This is a genomic window from Pseudoxanthomonas yeongjuensis (genome assembly GCF_010093345.1).
Classification (GTDB): domain Bacteria; phylum Pseudomonadota; class Gammaproteobacteria; order Xanthomonadales; family Xanthomonadaceae; genus Pseudoxanthomonas_A; species Pseudoxanthomonas_A yeongjuensis.
In genome coordinates this window covers 783,294-801,175 of record NZ_PDWT01000001.1, presented here as the reverse complement: position 1 = coordinate 801,175, position 17,882 = coordinate 783,294, and the positions used below count along the sequence as shown (strand labels likewise).

Sequence of the window (17,882 nt, the reverse complement as noted above, 5' to 3'; positions counted from 1 at the left end):
CCACGTCATGAGTCGGTCGGAGGCCACCGACCATCGATGCGCCAATCAACCCGATAAGTCCGCTTTCGTAACGCGTTGCGTGCATCCGTTGTAACTGGCATCCAGCGGGGCAGCATGCTGCACATGCCAGCCATGACGGTATCGTCGTGCCGAATGCCGAAGCTCCCGGGTCAAGGCGTTCCAGGTCTGGGCCGCAACCGTGGCGGAATGCAGCGGCTTGCCTTGCCTACCGGGCGCAGTTAGTCTCACGGCGGGAGTTACATGGGGGAAACAAGGATGGCGATTCGCGTATACCTGATCGACGACCATGCGCTGGTGCGAACCGGCATGAAGATGATCCTTGCCGGCGAGGTCGATATCGAGGTCGTCGGCGAAGCCGAAAACGGCGAGGACGCATTGCCGCAGATCCGCAAGCTGGATCCCGACGTGGTCCTCTGCGACCTGCACCTGCCGGGCCTGAGCGGGCTGGAAATCACCGAACGCATCACCCGCAGCAACCTCGCTGCGAAGGTCATCATCGTGTCGGTACTGGAAGATGGGCCCTTGCCCAAGCGTTTGCTGGAAGCCGGCGCGTGCGGCTACATAGGCAAGGCGGGCGATGCCGGCGAACTGTTGCGCGCGGTGCGCGACGTGGCGCGCGGGAAGCGCTACCTGGGCAACAACGTGGCCCAGAACATGGCGCTGTCCAACGTGGGTGGCGGCAATGGCTCGCCCTTCGATGATCTGTCGCCGCGTGAACTGGAAGTGGCGATGCTGCTGAGCCAGGGGCTACGCCAGGAAGATATCGCCAAGCGCCTGAGCCTGAGTGCGAAGACGGTGAACACGCACAAGACGCGGCTGTTCCAGAAGGTCGGCATCCAGGACAGCATCTCGCTGGCCCGGCTGGCCGCCCAGTACGGTCTGCTGGATCCCGCGCGCTCGTTATAGCGAACGCGCGGGGATCACCAAGCGATCAGGCGCTGCGCTCGCTGCCCTGGTTCTTTTCTTCGTCGCTAGCTTCGTCGTTGTCGGCGAGCAAGGGCAGGTCGTGCTCTTCGCTCTTTTCCGCTGCTGCCGCAGGCTGCGCGGCAGGCGCCGGCTCGAACAGATGGCGGGTTACCGAAGACGGCGTATCCGCATCGGCGGTGAAGAACAGCGAGCCCGTGTTGCCGACTGCCGGACGCACCGGAGCGGGCTTCGCTGGCTCGACCACGATTGCGGGCGCAACCGCAACCGGGGTCGGTGAAGCAGGCGCTTCGGATACCGGCGCTTCGGAAGCGGCTTGCGCTGCAGGGGCGACGGCTTCGGCGGGTGCGGGGCTTTCAACCACGGCAAAGTTCTCTCCGGCGTCGCTCTTCTGGATTTCCCGGGTCACGACACTGGTTTCGTCCGCTATCCGGGCGGGGACCGGCTCCGCCTGCGAATCGACGACAGGTGCCGATTCGACTGGCGGCCGCGACGATTCCGCCACGGGTGCGGATGCTGCGACCGGCGCGGTTGCTTGCGGGGCGGCAGGGGACTCGTGGGCAGGCTCGATAGCCATTGCGACTGGCGCGGCGGCCATCGGTGCCGCAAGTGTCTGCGCCTGCGTTGCCGCGGCGGGACGCGCTGCTGCTGGCCTGGTTACGGGTGCCTGATCGTCGAAATCGAATTCCGGTTGCGAGCCGTTGGCGACGATCACCTGCGGCTGGCCTTCGTCGCCGAAGTCCTCGACGCCACTGGCCTCGCTGTCCGTACCGGATTCACCGGCGCCGCGGCGCCTGCGACGGCCACCACGACGTCCGCGACGGCGGCGCCCCGCGCCATCGCCGGTATCGTTGGCTTCGCCTTCATGCGAATCGTTGGCGGCGATGTTGCCCGCGACCTGTGCCGAAAGTGTTTCGACTTCGCCAGGTGTGGAGGCGGGCGCTTCACCGATGGCCACGTTGGCAACGGTGGGAGTTGCGATTGCGTCGGTGGCAGCTGCGGACGCCGGGATCGCTGGTGCGCCATTCAACTCGGCGACTTCCACCACGCCTTCCTGGCGCGGCTGCCTCGGCGCTTCGTTGGAGCGCGGCGTGCGCGGCGGACGGCCGGCACTCTGTCCCGTTTCGTTCTGCTGCTTGGGCTGCCTTGGCGGATTCTGCGGCTGCTTCGGCTGCTTCGGCGCCGCCTGTTCGTTGCGCGGCTTCTGCTGCTGGCCACCCTGGGCGGATTGCGGATTCTGCGGCTTGGGGCCGCGCTCCTCACGGCGTGGACCGCCGTTATTGCCGCGTCCCTGGCCCTGCGTGCCGCCACTGCGGCCATCGCGACGCTGCTGGCTGTTGTTGCGATCGTTGCCGCGGTCGCTGCGCTGGCGGTTGTCGCGGTCGCGGTCGCGCTGGCGGGTCTGTTCGGCGAGTGTCGCACCGGAAGCCTCGCTGGAGCCGCCGCCGAATACGCGCTTCAACCAGCCGACCACCCCACCGTTGGCGACAGGCGCCTGCGCCACCGGTGCGGATACGGCGAAGGCCGGCGTGGGAGCGGCCGCTTCCTCGCGTTCCTCGCGGATCGGCGCTGGCTGGCTGTGCCTGACGTGGGTGACGGCGGGGGCGGGGGTGTTCAACTGCGCCTTGGGCAGCGCATGCACCGGCAGCTTGCGCGGAGTGTTGCGCTGGTAGCTGGGCTTGGAAGTCTCTTCGCCCAGTTCGTTCTCGCGCACGCGGGTCACTTCGTAGTGCGGCGTGTGCAGCGCCTCATCGGCGACGATGATGATCGGGGCGTCGTGGCGCTTTTCGATCTCGCGCAGCGCGCCGCGCTTTTCGTTGAGCAGGAAGTTGGCGATCTCGACCGGGGCCTGGACCAGCACTTGCCCGGTGTTTTCCTTCATCGCGTGTTCTTCGGCGACGCGGATGATGGAAAGCGACAGCGATTCGATGCTGCGCATGCGGCCATGGCCTTCGCATTGCGGGCACACGATCTGGCTGGATTCGCCCAGCGACGGACGCAAGCGCTGGCGGCTCATTTCCATCAGGCCGAAGCGCGAGATGCGCCCGATCTGCACGCGCGCGCGGTCGTACTTGAGCGCGTTCTGCAAGCGGTTTTCGACGTCGCGCTGGTGCTTGCTGCTGGACATGTCGATGAAGTCGATGACCACCAGGCCGCCCAGGTCGCGCAGGCGCAATTGGCGGGCCACTTCGTCGGCGGCTTCCATGTTGGTTTGGAACGCGGTGTCCTCGATGTCGCTGCCCTTGGTCGAACGCGAGGAATTCACGTCGATCGCGGTCAGCGCCTCGGTCTGGTCGACGACGATGGAGCCGCCCGACGGCAGGCGCACGTTGCGCTCGTAGGCGCCTTCGATCTGCGATTCGATCTGGAAGCGGTTGAACAGCGGGATGTCGTCGGTGTAGTGCTTGAGCTTGCGCAGGTTGTGCGGCATCACCTGTTCCATGAACTCCTTCGCCGTGGCGTAGAGCTCGGGGGTGTCGACCAGGATCTCGCCGACATCGGAACGCAGGTAGTCGCGCAGGGCGCGCACGATCAGGCGCGACTCCTGGTAGATCAGGAACGGGGCCGGCTTGCTCAGCGCGGCCTCGGCGACCGAACGCCAGACCTGCAACAGGTAGTCCAGGTCCCACTGCAGCTCTTCGGCGTCGCGGCCGACACCGGCGGTGCGGATGATCACGCCCATGTCGTCGGGGATGGTCAGCGCGTCCATGGCCTGCTTCAGCGCGGCGCGGTCGTCGCCCTCGATCCGGCGCGAGACGCCGCCGGCGGTGGGCGAATTGGGCATCAGCACCATGTAGCGGCCGGCCAGCGAGATGAACGTGGTCAGGGCCGCGCCCTTGTTGCCGCGTTCGTCCTTGTCGACCTGGACGACGACTTCCTGGCCTTCGCGCAGGAGTTCCTTCAGGCCGGCCTTGTTGTGGTCGACGCCCGCCTGGAAATAGTCGCGGGAGATTTCCTTCAGCGGCAGGAAGCCATGGCGCTCGCCGCCGTATTCGACGAAGGCCGCTTCCAGCGAAGGCTCGAGCCGGGTGATGCGGCCCTTGTAGATATTGGATTTCTTTTGTTCTTTGGACGGTTGTTCGATATCGATGTCGTACAGGGTCTGTCCGTCAACGATGGCGACGCGCAGTTCTTCTTCCTGCGTCGCATTGATCAGCATGCGTTTCATGTGTGCGTTCCTCGCGCGCTGCTACCGCGCGGAACACCGTGGGTTTCGCAATCTGGATACTGCTCGCCGCCCCTCGCGCAGGCGCGATGAGGGCAGGGGTTGGTTTCCAGCGCTGCAACACCACGGCGGGCCGCGGGAGCGCTTTGGTTCATTTAACAAATATGTTGCGGGCCGGAGGCTGCCCGAGCAGAGCTCTTGCGCCTCACGGGACATGTTCAGCTACCGACGTCTGACGCACCGGGCGATGTCCGGATCCGCCGACTAGCCGCTAACATGGTCGCCCCGGGGGCGGTGGCCGCGCACTTTGTCGGAATCGCGGGAAGCTGGGCTTCTGGCCCGCAGCACCATGAAGATGCTGGTTAACTTCCTGCGAAATCAAACCCTTATCTCGCCCGCCGAGTGTATCAGATAAAGCCACATGACCGACCAGCCCCCCGCAAGCAAGCCCGAAGGGGCCATCAAGACCGCCGTACGCACCATAAAGGTGCCTGAAGACCGTGACGGGCAACGCCTGGACAACTTCCTGCTGGGCCAGCTGAAAGGCGCGCCACGCAGCCTGGTCTACAAGCTGGTCCGCAGCGGCCAGGTCCGCATCAACGGTGGCCGGGCCAAGGCCGACCGCAAGCTGGAGGTCGGGGACGAAGTCCGCATCCCGCCGGTCAGTCTCAGCGATCCGGAAGACAAGGCGCCGCCACCGGTCGGGTTCCTGCAGCGGCTGGAGGCGGCGATCGTGTTCGAGGACGCACGGCTGCTGGTACTGAACAAGCCGACCGGCGTGGCCAGCCATGGCGGCAGCGGGATCAGCCATGGCGCCATCGAGACGCTGCGTGCCTTGCGGCCGACCATGAACCTGGAGCTTGTGCACCGGCTCGACCGTGACACCTCAGGCCTGCTGATCGTCGCCAAGAAACGCTCCGCTCTGACCGAGTTGCAGGCGTTGATGCGGGAAGAGGGTGGCACCGGTATCCGCAAGCGTTACCTGACCCTGCTGGTCGGACGCATGCCGGACGGCACCATGACGGTCGATGCGCCCTTGCATGTGGGTCTGCGCCAGGGCGGCGAGCGGCATGTGCAGGTCAATGCGATCGGCAAGGAATCGGTCAGCCATTTCAACGTGCTGGAACGCCGCAGCGGGCATTCCTATTGCGAAGTGAGGATCGAAACCGGACGCACCCACCAGATCCGCGTGCATGCGCAACACATCGGCCACCCGGTGGCCGGCGACGACAAGTATGGCGATGAAGCGGTCAACAGGCGGTTGCGCGAGCAGGCCGGGCTCAAGCGCCTGTTCCTGCATGCGGCTTCGCTGGAATTCGCACTGGATGGCGGCAAGGCGCCTTACCTGTTGAGTGCGCCGTTGGCCGATGATCTGGCGGCGGCGCTGGATCGGTTGGCCTGAGGTGGTTTGTAGAGCCGAGCTTGCTCGGCTGCTTCCAGCCTGATCCGATTCAATTGATACCAAAGCAGCCGAGCAAGCTCGGCTCTACAAGGCTTCGTGTTACTTGCCGGCATCCAGCGCGAAGCATTCGGCCGGCCGTTCCGCCGGGGCCTTGAAGTTCACCGGGACCTGGATGGTCTGCGCGAAAGCTTGGCCGTTGCGGGTCGGTGGATTGAATCGCCATGACGGCACGCGTTCCAGCGCGGACTTGTCCAGGCGTTCGTCGCCGCTGCTTTGCGACAACTGCACCTGGGTGGGCTTTCCTTCGGTACCGACGGTGACTACCAGGACCGTAGTGCCGCTGATGCCGGCGCAGGCCAGCTCAAGCGGATAGTCGGGTTTCGGCGTATCCACGGCGGCGAGTTCGGTCGATGGAACCACCGGCGCCGGCGGCGCCTGTTCGGCATTGCAGGCGACGAGCGCCATTGAGCAGGCGATCGCCACCATGAGGCTGTACGCCGGGGCCGATAAAGGCATGCGTGCAAGAGAGTTGGTTTGCATGGTCATTCTCCAGCCAGTTGCGCGGCCTTGGCCGCGCAGATGAAGTCGTTCTCGCTCAAGCCGCCGACATCGTGGGTGGAATAGCGCACCACGGCCCGGTCGTAATGCACGCCCAGGTCGGGATGGTGGTCTTCGCGATGGGCGATGTAGGCCAGCGCGTTGACGAAAGCCATGGTCTGGTAATAGTTGTCGAACTTGAAGGTCCTGCACAGCGCGCGGCCTTCCTCCACCAGTTCCCAGCCTGGGAGTTCGGGCATCAGTTCGGCGACGCGGGCCTGGGTGAGCTTGTGTTCGCTGCCCTTCAGCGGCAGGCAGTGGGCTTGGGCCAGGGGGATCAGGTCGGGCATGGCGTTTTCCTTCGACGACGGCAGGCTGAACGTACCACCCACGCCGTTATATCCGCGAATGAATGGCTAACGGTCTGGTGGCTAGAATAGCCGCATGATCCAGATCTCCGACACTGCCCAGGCCTATTTCCGCAAACTGATCGAACGCGAGGCGTTGCCCGGGCTGGGCGTGCGCCTGAGCGCGGTGGATCCGGGCACCGCGCGAGCCGACGCGCGGCTGGAATTCTCCGAGCCGCGCGACCTGGCGGGCGACGAATGGGCGGTGGATTGCGAAGGCTTCACCGTCTATGTCGATGCGGACAGCGTGGCCTGGCTGGATGGCGCGGAGATCGATTACGTCGCCCAGGGCGCCGGTAGCCAGCTCACCATCAAGGCGCCCAAGATCAAGGGTCACGCGCCGGCCGAATCCGCCTCGCTGGTGGAACGGGTGCGCTGGGTGGTGGAGAACGAAATAAATCCGCAACTGGCCCAGCACAAGGGCAAGGTGGCGGTGGAACAGGTGAGCGCCGAGGGCGTGGTCCTGCTGCGCTTCGGCGGCGGCTGCAACGGCTGCGGCATGGCCGATGTCACCCTCAAGCAAGGCATCGAGAAGACCTTGCTGGCACGCGTGCCTGGCGTCATCGCGGTGCGCGACGTCACCGATCACGACACCGGCGACGCACCGTACATTCCGCGCGGCGCCACGGCCTGAGTCCGCGTTCCCGGTGACGAAAGCCGCCGACATCATCGCAGCGCTGCAGGCGGCCAGGCCTGCGCCCATGCTGGAGCGCCACACCGGCATGCCGTACGGCTGGGGCTTGTGGCTGCGCGCGCTGAAGGAAAGACTGGGAGCGATCCGCCGCGAAAGCGCCGATACGATCGTGCAGCTGTTCGCACAGCGGCCGTTGCCGGCGCCACTGCCGAAACCGCTGGCGCTGAATCGCTGGCAGGCGTTCCGCTCGATGTTCTACCAGGACTGGGGCCCGCCGTTGCGCGAGGACCGCAGGTTACGCTGGTTCGCGGGCAGCCTGAGCATCCTGCTGCATCTGTTGTTCGTCTTGCTGCTGGTATTCCTGGCCGTGGTCAAGGTGCCGCCACCGCCCGTTGCGGAAGAGGAAAGCCGGGTCCAGGTCGAGTTCATCGGCGAGGGTACGCCGGAAGAAGAGGGCGGCGGGCCGCCGGCGCAGTCCGACTCTTCCGCGGCGGCGGCGCAGGCGTCGGCTGCGCAATCCTCCAGCGCCGCTTCGCAAGCGTCGCCCCAGGCATCGGCGCTGCCGCAGGAGCAGGTCCCGGTTCCCGCGCCGCCGGTCGCCCAGCAGACACTGCAGGTTACCGAAACCCCAGTTCCCACCACCACCTTCGTGCTGCCGCCGGTCACGGCCCGCAGTCCGGAAATCGCTCCGCCGCAGATCCGGCCGCGCGAGATCGGCGTGCCGGTGCGCGAAGTCACCGTGGTCGATGTGCCGCCGGCGCAACGCGAAATGCCGCAGAGGGAAATAGCGGTGCCCCGGACTGCTCCCGATACGCCGGTGGTGCAGGAACGCGAGATACCAGCGCCGCTGCCGCAGATCCGCACCGTGCAGGTACCCGCGCGCGCGGTCGTCGCCCCTGTGCTGCAGGCACCCACGCCCACCGTGCGCCAGGCGGAGATCGCATCGCCGCAACCCGGCACTGCCGCCAGCGGCAGCGACAACAAGGCGATCAGCGCGACTGCGTCAGGCGATTCGGCAAGCACGCCAAGTACCCGCCAGGGCACCCAGCCCGATGCCACTGCGTCGGGTTCGGCCACGACTGCGAACCGCCCCGGCGCCACGCCCACACCCAGGCGCGGCGACGACTGGGGTGCTTCGACCCGCAACGTGCCCGGCCAGGTCGGTGGTCGCGATGGCAACGGGCCGGGCCTGTTCAATGCCGATGGCAGCGTGCGCGTTCCCGACAATCTCGCCGGCACTGCGAGCAAGCCGGGGGCGCCTGGTTCCAAGCAGGCGCAGCGCGCCGATGCCGATCGCGCCAGCAAATGGCTGGATCGCCCCGAGTTTCCCTATGAGCCGACCATGTTCGACAAGTACTGGCGGCCGACGAACGAATCGCTGCTGGGGGAATGGGTGCGTCGTGCGATCCAGGAAGTGGAGATCCCGATCCCGGGCACTTCCAAACGGGTCAAGTGCGTGGTGTCGGTGCTGCAGGCCGGCGGCGCCTGCAACCTGTTCGACCCCAACCTCAACGAGCAGCCGGCCACGGCGCGGCCGCCGCCGGAGATCCCGGTCAAGCGCAATCCGATTCCGACGGATAGTTGAGGGGGCGAGGAGCGAGAAACGAGAAACGAGAAACGAGAAACGAGAAACGAGAAACGAGGAGTGAGGAGTGAGGAGTGAGGAGTGAGGGGCTTTTGACTTCCATCTCACTCCTGATCTCTTTCCGGCGCAACGAAAACGGGGCCTCACGGCCCCGTTTTTTTTTTGCGACTTCCGGGACCGCTCAGTCGACGCCGTGCAGGTCGCGCAACTGGGTGCTGCGTGAGCCGAAATAGGCGGCCAGGTCGGAGATGTCCTGGTCGCTCAATTGCGCGGCCTGCGGGGTCATCAATGCATTCTGGCGGTTGCCGGCGCGGTAGGCCTGCAGCGCGTGGGCGATGTAATCGCCGTACTGGCCGCCGAGCTTGGGGTAGGTGGCATCGATCGGCGCATTGCCTTCGGCGCCGTGGCAATCCACGCAGCTCTGTTTGGTCGCTTCGCTCTTGACCTGCGCGCGCTTCTCGCCGATGGCGATGCGGCCATCGGGCAGGCCCGCGGAGGAACTGGAGCCGTGCTCGCCGCTGGCATGGCCGGGGTCTTCGGCGGCGACTTCATTGTTCTGGGAGCAGGCGGCCAGGGCGAGGGCGGCGAGCAGGGCGATGGCTAGACGCTGGGCGTGCACGGCATTCGACATGGGTGGCTTACTTCAACGAGGAAAGGTAGGCGGAAAGATCGGCGATGTCCTGGTCCGAGAAACTCTCGGACTGCGCTTGCATGGTGGGATGCTTGCGGTTGCCTTTCTTGTATTCGGTCAGGGCCTGGGTCAGGTATTCGGCCGACTGGCCTCCGATCCGGGGCACGTGGTAGCTCGGATAGGCGTTCTTGTAGCCGGTGAGGCCGTGGCAACCCTGGCAGGTGTAGGACAGGGTGCGGCCGTTCTGCGCGTCGCCGGCCAGCTTTTGCGGAGCGGCGGGTGCGGCGGCCGGAGCCGGGGCGGCTTCGGTGGTGGCGGGCGCGGTTTCCTGCTGGGCAGGAACCTGTGCGGTGACGGCGGCGGCCAGCGGAAGGGCGGCGGCCAAGGCAAGGCAAGCGGCGAGCGGAAGCGGTCGCATCATGTCGTAATCCGGGTCTCTCTTTTGCGTGCGCTGCGTCCAACCGCAGCGCTTGGCTGGGCGAAGTATAGCGTGCGACTCCCGGCGCCTGCCATCCGCACGCCACTCGCGTGCCCGACAATGCCCATGATCGGCTATTCCGCGCAGGCGTGTGCCGTGCATCCTTGCCACTTCCGTTGGTGAGTGAAGGACGATCCGACGCAAGTCACCATGACCTTCGGCGCATGTTCGGGCAGGGGTTGGGTGATATACCTATGTACAACACCTAACAACCACCTGGTACCCGCATGTTCCGACCCGACTTCTCCGCAGGCCGTCTCTCCATGCGTGCGCTGCGCGCCTCCGCCCTGGTCCTTGTCCTGGGGCTTTCGTTGGGTGCCTGCAAGAAAGGCGACGGGGAGGCCCAGGCCAAGCCTGGCGATGCCGCGAAAGGCCCCGATGCGGTACCGGTCGAAGTGGTCAAGGCGGCGCATCGGCCGGTCGCGGCCAGCTATACCGGGACCGCCGCACTGGAACCGCGCGGCGAATCGCAGGTAGTGGCCAAGACCTCGGGCGTGGCCCTTGCGGTCCTGGTCGAAGAGGGCCAGACGGTGCGTGCCGGGCAGGCGCTGGTGCGGCTGGATCCGGACCGTTCGCGGCTGGCGGTAGCCCAGGCTTCGGCGCAGATGCACAAGCTGGAAAACAACTACAACCGCGCCAGGCAACTCGTCGCACAGCAGATGATCAGCGCCAACGACGTCGACCAGATCAAGTTCGATCTGGAGAACGCACGCGCCCAGTACACCCTGGCCACGCTGGAACTTTCCTACACCACGGTGACCGCGCCGATTTCCGGGATCGTCGCTTCGCGCTCAATCAAGACCGGCAACTTCGTGCAGATCAACACGCCGATCTTCCGCATCGTCGACAACTCGAAACTGGAAGCCACCCTCAACGTCCCCGAGCGCGAGATCGCCACGCTGAAGGCGGGGCAGCCGGTGCAACTCACCGCCGATGCGCTGCCGGGCCAGAGCTTCACCGGCATAGTCGACCGCATCGCCCCGGTGGTCGATTCGGGCAGCGGTACCTTCCGTGTGGTCTGCAGTTTCTCCGGCAATGGCGATTCGTTGCAGCCGGGCATGTTCGGGCGCATCAGGATCGATTACGACAAGCGCGCCGATGCCCTGGTCGTGCCGCGCGTGGCGTTGCTGGACGACGAAGGCGAACCGGCGGTGTTCGCGGTACGCGCCGGCAAGGCGGCGCGGGTCGCGGTCAAGACCGGCTACATGGATGGCGAGTGGGTCGAGATCCGCGAAGGCCTCAAGGCAGGCGATGGCGTGGTGACCGCGGGCAAGATCGCCTTGCGCGACGGCACTCCGGTGGAGGTGATCGGCGACAAGGTCAAGAAAACCGCCACCGTCAAGGTGGAGGTTGAAGCTGCCGGTAAGAAACAATGAGCGGGCATGCTTCTGAAGGGCAAGGCACCGATCCGCTCGCGCCACCTGCGGGCCTGACCGGGGGCGGCCTGGTGGAATTCTCCACCCGTCGCCGGGTCACCGTGGCGATGTTCTGGATCACCATGTTCCTGTTCGGTTTCCTCGGGCTGATGGCGCTCAAGGTCAACCTGTTGCCGGATCTGAGCTATCCCACCCTGACCGTGCGCACCGAATACACCGGCGCCGCTCCGTCGGAGATCGAGACGCTGATCTCCGAGCCGGTCGAGGAAGCGGTCGGCGTGGTCAAGAACCTGCGCAAGCTGAAGTCGGTTTCGCGCACCGGCCAGAGCGACGTGGTCCTGGAATTCGCCTGGGGCACCGACATGGACCAGGCAAGTCTCGAAGTGCGCGACAAGATGGAAGTCCTGCAGCTGCCGCTGGAAGCCAAGGCGCCGGTGCTGCTGCGTTTCAATCCGTCCACCCAGCCGATCATGCGCCTGGCGCTGTCGTCCAAGGCCGGCGGTAAGACCGATGCCGATGCCATCCGCCAGCTCACCGAGTTGCGGCGCTACGCCGATGAAGACCTGAAGAAGAAACTCGAGCCGGTCAGCGGCGTGGCCGCGGTCAAGGTCGGCGGCGGCCTCGAAGACGAGATTCAGGTCGACATCGACCAGCAGAAGCTGGCGCAGTTGAATCTGCCGATCGACACCGTGATCCAGCGCCTGCAGCAGGAGAACATCAATATCTCCGGCGGCCGCCTGGAGCAGGGCTCGCAACGCTACCTGGTGCGCACCGTCAACCAGTTCGCCACGGTCGACGAAATCCGCAACATGCTGGTCACTACCCAGAGTGGCGGCGGCAGCGATGCGGCCAGCGCGGCCCAGCAGATGGCGGCGATCGCCGCCTCCAGCGGCGACGCAGCGACCATGGCCGCTGCGGCTTCGGTGCAGAGCGCATCGTCCTCCAGTTCGACTGCGATCGCCGGTGGCATGCCGGTGCGCCTGAAGGACATCGCCGACGTGCGCCAGGGCTACAAGGAGCGCGAAGGCATCATCCGCCTGGCCGGGCATGAAGCGGTGGAGCTGGCGATCTACAAGGAAGGCGACGCCAACACCGTGTCCACCGCCGATGCGATCAGGAAGAAGCTCGAGCAGATCAAGGAACAGGTTCCGTCCGACGTCGAACTGACCACCATCGACGACCAGTCGACTTTCATCAAGCACGCGATCTCCGACGTGGAGGTCGATGCGCTGATCGGCGGCATGCTGGCGATCCTGATCATCTTCCTGTTCCTGCGCGACGGCTGGAGCACCTTCGTGGTCGCGCTGTCGCTGCCGACCTCGATCATCACCACCTTCTTCTTCATGGACCAGTTGGGCCTGAGTCTCAACGTGATGTCGCTGGGCGGCCTGGCGCTGGCCACCGGCCTGGTGGTCGACGACTCGATCGTCGTGCTGGAAAGCATCGCCAAGGCGCGCGAGCGCGGGCTCAGCGTGTTGCAGGCCGCCATCACCGGCACCGGCGAGGTGAGCATGGCGGTGGTCGCTTCCACCCTGACTACCATCGCCGTGTTCCTGCCGCTGGTGTTCGTGCAGGGCATCGCCGGACAGCTGTTCCGCGACCAGGCCCTGACCGTGGCGATAGCCATCGCCGTGTCGCTGGTGGTGTCGATGACCCTGATCCCGATGCTGAGCGCGTTGAAGGGCAGGCCGCCGATGGCCTTCCCGGAGGAAGCGCCGCATCCGCGCTGGCAGCCGCAATCGCGTTGGCAGAAACCCTTGGCCGCTACCGGGCACGGCGTAGGCGCGGGCGTGCGCGGTTTCTTCTTCGGCATCGCCTGGTTGTTCGTGCGCGCATGGCGCGGGTTGGTCGCGGTGGTCGGACCGGTGATGCGCAAGGCCAGCGACCTGGCCATGGCGCCGTACGACCGCGCCGAACGCGGTTACATGAAGCTGCTGCCCACTTCGCTGGGCAAGCCATGGCTGGTGCTGGGCATGGCCGCGGCGGCGTTCGTCCTGACCCTGATGGCGATCCCGATGCTGGGCGCCGACCTGATCCCGCAGCTGGCCCAGGACCGCTTCGAGATGACGGTCAAATTGCCGCCCGGCACGCCGCTCAGCCGCACCGACGACATCGTCCGCGACCTGCAGCAGAAGCACGCCAAGGACGAAGGCATCCACGCGCTGTACGGCGTCAGCGGCACCGGCACGCGGCTGGACGCCAGCCCGACCGAGAGCGGCGAGAACATCGGCAAGATCACTGTGGTCATGGCCGATGGCGGCAGCAAGGAACTGGAGGCGAGCGAAACCGAGAAGCTGCGCGCGTCGATCAAGGACCATCCGGGCGCGCAGGCCGATTTCCGCCGCCCGGAACTCTTCAGTTTCTCCACCCCGCTGGAAATCGAATTGCGCGGACAGGACCTGGAGACGATCCAGAAGGCCGGGCAGAAGATGGCCGCGATGCTGCGCGCCAACCCGCACTACGCCGACGTGAAATCGACGGTGGAAGAAGGCTTCCCCGAGATCCAGATCCGCTTCGACCAGGAACGCGCCGGGGCGCTGGGCCTGACCACGCGCCAGATCGCCGATGTGGTGGTGAAGAAGGTGCGCGGCGACGTGGCCACGCGCTACAGCTTCCGCGACCGCAAGATCGACGTGCTGGTGCGTGCGCAGGAATCGGACCGTGCCTCGGTGGAAAGCATCCGCAAGCTGATCGTCAATCCCGGCAGTTCGCGGCCGGTGACTCTGGAATCGGTGGCCGAGGTCGTGTCCACGGTAGGCCCGAGCGAGATCCACCGCGCCGACCAGGTGCGGGTGGCGATCGTTTCCTCGAACCTGCGCGACATCGACCTGGGCGGCGCGGTCGAGGAAGTGCGGGACATGGTCGCCAAAAACAATCTGGGCGCAGGCATCGGCATGCATATCGGCGGGCAGGGCGAGGAACTGGCTGAGTCGGTCAAGGCGCTGTTGTTCGCCTTCGGTCTGGCGATCTTCCTGGTCTACCTGGTGATGGCCTCGCAGTTCGAATCGCTGCTGCATCCGTTCGTGATCCTGTTCACCATCCCCTTGGCGCTGGTCGGCGCGGTACTGGCCTTGCTGCTGACCCGCTCGCCGGTCTCGGTGGTGGTGTTCATCGGCTTGATCCTGCTGGTCGGCCTGGTGGTCAAGAACGCGATCATCCTGATCGACAAGGTCAACCAGTTGCGCGAAGCCGGCGTGGCCAAGCGCATCGCGTTGGTGGAGGGTGCACGCTCGCGCCTGCGCCCGATCACCATGACCACGCTGTGCACGCTGTTCGGCTTCCTGCCGCTGGCGTTGGCCTTCGGCGAGGGTGCGGAAGTGCGTTCGCCGATGGCGATCACGGTGATCGGCGGCCTGCTGGTCTCGACCCTGCTGACCCTGGTGGTGATCCCGGTGGTGTACGACCTGCTGGATCGCCGCTCCGACGAGTACTACGCCGAACGCGGCCGCCTGCATCGCCAGACGATAGAGCACTCCAGCGGGCACGCCGGTGATGCCGGAGCGCAGGAGCCCAGCCGCGCATGAGCATCGCCGAACTGAGCATCAAGCGTCCGGTCAGCGCGATCATGCTGTTCGTGTCGCTGACCGTGATCGGCCTGATCGCGGCCTTCCGCTTGCCGCTGGAGGCCTTCCCGGAAGTCTCGCCGCCTTTCATCTTCGTGCAGATGCCGTATGCCGGCTCCACCCCCGATGAAGTGGAGCGCACGGTGCTGCGACCGGTGGAGGAAACGCTGTCGACCATGGCCGGGATCAAGCGCATCGACGCCAATGCCACGGCCGATGGCGCGCAGATCTTCATCCAGTTCTCGGACTGGGAGCGCGACGTGGCCATCGCCGCCTCCGAGGCCCGCGAGCGCATCGACGCGATCCGCGCCGACTTGCCCGACGACCTGCAGCGCTACGTGGTGCTGAAGTTCTCCACCACCGACCAGCCGGTGCTGCGCGTGCGCCTGTCCAGCGAAATGGACCTGACCGGCGCGTACGACATGATCGACCGCGAGTTCAAGCGGCGCATCGAACGCATTCCCGGCGTGGCCCGCGTGGACATCTCCGGCGCGCCGGCCAACGAGGTCGAGATCGCGATCAACCAGGATCGGCTGACCGCGCACGGACTGGGCCTCAACGACCTGACCACGCGCCTGCAGGCGGTGAACTTCTCGGTCTCGGCCGGCACCATCACCGACGGCGGCATGCGCCTGCGGGTGCAGCCGGTGGGCGAACTCAACGACCTGCAGCAGTTGCGCGACCTGGTCATCGGCAACGGCGTGCGCTTGTCCGACATCGCCGACGTGCGCCTGAAGAAGGAGCGCATGAACATGGGCCGCCGCCTGGACGGCAAGAAAGCGGTCGGCCTGGACATCTTCAAGGAACGCAACGCCAACCTGGTGGAGGTCTCGCGCAATGCGCTGAAGGAAGTGGAGGAAATCCGCAAGGAGCCTTCGCTCAACGACCTGCAGGTCAAGATCATCGACAACCAGGGCGACAACGTCACCACCTCGCTGATCGAGCTGGCCGAGGCCGGGGCGATCGGCCTGGTGCTGTCGATCGCGGTGCTGTTCTTCTTCCTGCGCCACTGGCCATCGACCCTGATGGTGACGCTGGCGATCCCGATCTGCTTCGTCATGACCCTGGGCTTCATGTACTTCGCCGGGGTGACCCTCAACATCCTGTCGATGATGGGCCTGTTGCTGGCCATCGGCATGCTGGTGGACAACGCCGTGGTGGTGGTGGAAAGCATCTATCAGGAACGGGAACGGATGCCCGACCAGCCGCGGCTGGCTTCGATCGTCGGCACCCGCCATGTGGCCATCGCCCTGTCGGCCGGCACCCTGTGCCACTGCATCGTGTTCGTGCCGAACCTGTTCGGCGAACGCAATTTCCTCAGCATCTACCTGTCGCAGATCGCGATCACCATCTCGGTGTCGCTGCTGGCCTCGTGGCTGGTCGCGGTCAGCCTGATCCCGATGCTGTCGGCGCGGCTGAAGACGCCGCCGGCGGTGGGCAGCCACAAGGGCATCATCCCGCGCATGCAGAACCGCTACGCGGGCCTGTTGCGCTGGACCCTGGACCACCGCGGCTGGAGCGTGCTGGGCATCCTGCTGATCATCATGGTCAGCATCGTGCCGATGATGTTGACCAAGAAGAACATGTTCGGCGGCGAGGACGGCGGCGAAACCAACATCTTCTACCAGTGGAAGGGTTCCTACAGCCTCGAGCAGATCTCCGACGAAGTGCTCAAGGTCGAGAAGTTCATGGACGCCAACCGCAAGCGCTTCCATGTCGAGCAGATCTATTCCTGGTACAGCGAGGAAGGCGATGCGGGCACCCGGATCAAGTTCGACATGAGCACGCTCGACAATAGCGATACCAAGGCGCTGATCGACGGAATCCGCAAGGAGCTGCCCAAGTCCGCGCGCGCGACGATTGGCATCGGCAATGGCGGTGGTGGCGGACCGGGTGGCAGCGGCCAGCCGGGCGAGAACGTGCAGGTGCAGCTGGTCGGCGATTCGACCGAAACCCTGGCCGAGATCGCCAGGGACATCGTGCCGATGCTGTCCAAGAGCCCGCAGTTGCGCGACGTGAAGGTCAATGCGGGCGACCAGAACAGCGAGCTGTCGGTGCGCGTGGACCGCGAGCGCGCGGCGGCCTTCGGCTTCAGCGCCGACGAGGTGGCGAAGTTCGTCGGCATCGCCCTGCGTGGCGCGCCATTGCGCGAGTTCCGCCGTGGCGAGAGCGAAGTCCCGGTATGGGTGCGCTTCGCCGGCGCCGAGCAATACGGCATCGAGGACCTGGATACGTTCATGGTCCGCGCGCCGGACGGACGCACCGTGCCGCTGCTGAGCATGGTCGACGTGGGCGTGACTCCGGCCGCGACGCAGATCTCGCGGACCAATCGCCAGACCACGCTGACCGTGCAGGCCAACCTGGCCGACAAGGTCACCGTGCCCGAGGCGCGCGAGGCCATGGAAGGCGTGCTCAAGGCCGCTTCGTTCCCGACCGGCTACAGCTATTCGTTCGACGGCGGCGCGTTCCAGGAAGAGGACGAAGCCGGCGCGCAGATGGGCAAGAACCTGATCATCGCGCTGCTGTTGATCTACATCGTGATGGCGGCGGTGTTCGAGTCGCTGCTGTTCCCGGCGGCGATCATGAGCGGCGTGCTGTTCTCGGTGTTCGGGGTGTTCTGGCTGTTCTGGTTGACCGGCACCGAGTTCAACATCATGGCCTTCATCGGCATCCTGGTGCTGATGGGCGTGGTGGTGAACAACGGCATCGTGATGATCGAGCACATCAACAACCTGCGACGGCGCGGCCTGTCGCGGACCGATGCATTGGTGAGCGGCAGCCGGGAACGATTGCGGCCGATCCTGATGACCATGGGCACGGCGATCCTGGCGATGATCCCGATCGCCTGGGGCAACACCCAGATGGGCGGCGACGGTCCGCCGTACTACCCGATGGCGCGCGCGATCGCCGGCGGCCTGGCGTTCTCCACCGTGGTCAGCCTGCTGTTCCTGCCGACCATCTACGCGATCCTCGACGACATGCGCAGCGGCACGTCACGCCTGCTCAAGCGGGCGCGCACGCGCAAGGGCGAAGGCGGCGTGCCGGCGGCAGCGGTAGCGGCATTGAAGGTGGAGTAGCCATAGGGTGGGCTCAAGCCCACCGCATGGATGACGGCGACGTCGTCTGGCGGGCCGGGGTCCACTCTATGGTTCTGGTTG

At 65.9% G+C, this 17,882-nt stretch carries 12 protein-coding genes; 7 read left to right on the top strand and 5 right to left on the bottom strand.

Going from position 1 to position 17,882, the window contains the following annotated elements; translation table 11 throughout:
* The first annotated feature begins 276 nt into the window (after positions 1–276).
* Positions 277–927: a response regulator gene (locus CSC74_RS03505; RefSeq protein ID WP_162313012.1), complete on the top strand. Its 651-nt coding sequence runs from the start codon at positions 277–279 to the stop codon at positions 925–927.
* 25 nt (positions 928–952) lie between these two features.
* On the opposite strand, the gene rne is transcribed toward CSC74_RS03505, so the two are convergent.
* Entirely contained in the window at positions 953–4,114 is a 3,162-nt protein-coding gene (gene rne / locus CSC74_RS03500; protein WP_162313011.1) for a ribonuclease E, read from the bottom strand.
* 418 nt (positions 4,115–4,532) lie between these two features.
* Between rne and CSC74_RS03495 the strand changes: the two genes are divergently transcribed.
* On the top strand, positions 4,533–5,513 hold the full coding sequence (locus CSC74_RS03495) for an RluA family pseudouridine synthase (RefSeq protein WP_162313010.1): 981 nt from the start codon (positions 4,533–4,535) through the stop codon (positions 5,511–5,513).
* Positions 5,514–5,612: 99 nt separating this feature from the next.
* Here CSC74_RS03495 and CSC74_RS03490 read toward each other — a convergent pair whose 3' ends face one another.
* Positions 5,613–5,978: an energy transducer TonB gene (locus tag CSC74_RS03490; RefSeq protein WP_246192930.1), complete on the bottom strand. Its 366-nt coding sequence runs from the start codon at positions 5,976–5,978 to the stop codon at positions 5,613–5,615.
* Between the two features lie 77 nt (positions 5,979–6,055).
* On the bottom strand, positions 6,056–6,400 hold the full coding sequence (locus CSC74_RS03485; protein ID WP_162313009.1) for a 4a-hydroxytetrahydrobiopterin dehydratase: 345 nt from the start codon (positions 6,398–6,400) through the stop codon (positions 6,056–6,058).
* Between the two features lie 94 nt (positions 6,401–6,494).
* Here CSC74_RS03485 and CSC74_RS03480 point away from each other — a divergent pair, with 94 nt between their 5' ends.
* Together CSC74_RS03480 and CSC74_RS03475 are read left to right on the top strand one after the other, a co-directional pair.
* Positions 6,495–7,091: an NfuA family Fe-S biogenesis protein gene (locus tag CSC74_RS03480; protein ID WP_162313008.1), complete on the top strand. Its 597-nt coding sequence runs from the start codon at positions 6,495–6,497 to the stop codon at positions 7,089–7,091.
* A gap of 13 nt (positions 7,092–7,104) precedes the next feature.
* On the top strand, positions 7,105–8,676 hold the full coding sequence (locus CSC74_RS03475; protein ID WP_162313007.1) for a hypothetical protein: 1,572 nt from the start codon (positions 7,105–7,107) through the stop codon (positions 8,674–8,676).
* A 181-nt stretch (positions 8,677–8,857) separates the two neighbouring features.
* Here CSC74_RS03475 and CSC74_RS03470 read toward each other — a convergent pair whose 3' ends face one another.
* Both CSC74_RS03470 and CSC74_RS03465 read right to left on the bottom strand, forming a co-directional pair.
* Entirely contained in the window at positions 8,858–9,307 is a 450-nt protein-coding gene (locus CSC74_RS03470) for a c-type cytochrome (protein ID WP_162313006.1), read from the bottom strand.
* A gap of 7 nt (positions 9,308–9,314) precedes the next feature.
* The gene (locus tag CSC74_RS03465; protein ID WP_162313705.1) at positions 9,315–9,725 is read right to left on the bottom strand and encodes a c-type cytochrome; all 411 of its coding nucleotides are present in this window, start codon (positions 9,723–9,725) and stop codon (positions 9,315–9,317) included.
* 323 nt (positions 9,726–10,048) lie between these two features.
* On the opposite strand from CSC74_RS03465, the gene CSC74_RS03460 reads away from it, so the two are divergent.
* From CSC74_RS03460 to CSC74_RS03450, 3 genes are read left to right on the top strand one after another with little or no spacing between them, the layout of a single operon-like run.
* Positions 10,049–11,161: an efflux RND transporter periplasmic adaptor subunit gene (locus CSC74_RS03460; protein ID WP_425501433.1), complete on the top strand. Its 1,113-nt coding sequence runs from the start codon at positions 10,049–10,051 to the stop codon at positions 11,159–11,161.
* Complete coding sequence (locus CSC74_RS03455; protein WP_162313004.1) at positions 11,158–14,685, top strand: efflux RND transporter permease subunit; 3,528 nt, start codon at positions 11,158–11,160, stop codon at positions 14,683–14,685. Before CSC74_RS03460 ends, CSC74_RS03455 begins: the two co-directional genes overlap by 4 nt.
* Complete coding sequence (locus CSC74_RS03450; protein ID WP_162313003.1) at positions 14,682–17,801, top strand: efflux RND transporter permease subunit; 3,120 nt, start codon at positions 14,682–14,684, stop codon at positions 17,799–17,801. The genes CSC74_RS03455 and CSC74_RS03450 overlap by 4 nt, the downstream gene beginning before the upstream one ends.
* Positions 17,802–17,882: the final 81 nt, after the last annotated feature.

Coding starts and splice junctions, on each gene's coding strand:
- CSC74_RS03505 (WP_162313012.1), top strand. CDS start 277: ATGGCGATTCGCGTATACCTGATCGACGACCATGCGCTGGTGCGAACC.
- rne (WP_162313011.1), bottom strand. CDS start 4,114: ATGAAACGCATGCTGATCAATGCGACGCAGGAAGAAGAACTGCGCGTC.
- CSC74_RS03495 (WP_162313010.1), top strand. CDS start 4,533: ATGACCGACCAGCCCCCCGCAAGCAAGCCCGAAGGGGCCATCAAGACC.
- CSC74_RS03490 (WP_246192930.1), bottom strand. CDS start 5,978: ATGGCGCTCGTCGCCTGCAATGCCGAACAGGCGCCGCCGGCGCCGGTG.
- CSC74_RS03485 (WP_162313009.1), bottom strand. CDS start 6,400: ATGCCCGACCTGATCCCCCTGGCCCAAGCCCACTGCCTGCCGCTGAAG.
- CSC74_RS03480 (WP_162313008.1), top strand. CDS start 6,495: ATGATCCAGATCTCCGACACTGCCCAGGCCTATTTCCGCAAACTGATC.
- CSC74_RS03470 (WP_162313006.1), bottom strand. CDS start 9,307: ATGTCGAATGCCGTGCACGCCCAGCGTCTAGCCATCGCCCTGCTCGCC.
- CSC74_RS03465 (WP_162313705.1), bottom strand. CDS start 9,725: ATGCGACCGCTTCCGCTCGCCGCTTGCCTTGCCTTGGCCGCCGCCCTT.
- CSC74_RS03460 (WP_425501433.1), top strand. CDS start 10,049: ATGCGTGCGCTGCGCGCCTCCGCCCTGGTCCTTGTCCTGGGGCTTTCG.
- CSC74_RS03455 (WP_162313004.1), top strand. CDS start 11,158: ATGAGCGGGCATGCTTCTGAAGGGCAAGGCACCGATCCGCTCGCGCCA.
- CSC74_RS03450 (WP_162313003.1), top strand. CDS start 14,682: ATGAGCATCGCCGAACTGAGCATCAAGCGTCCGGTCAGCGCGATCATG.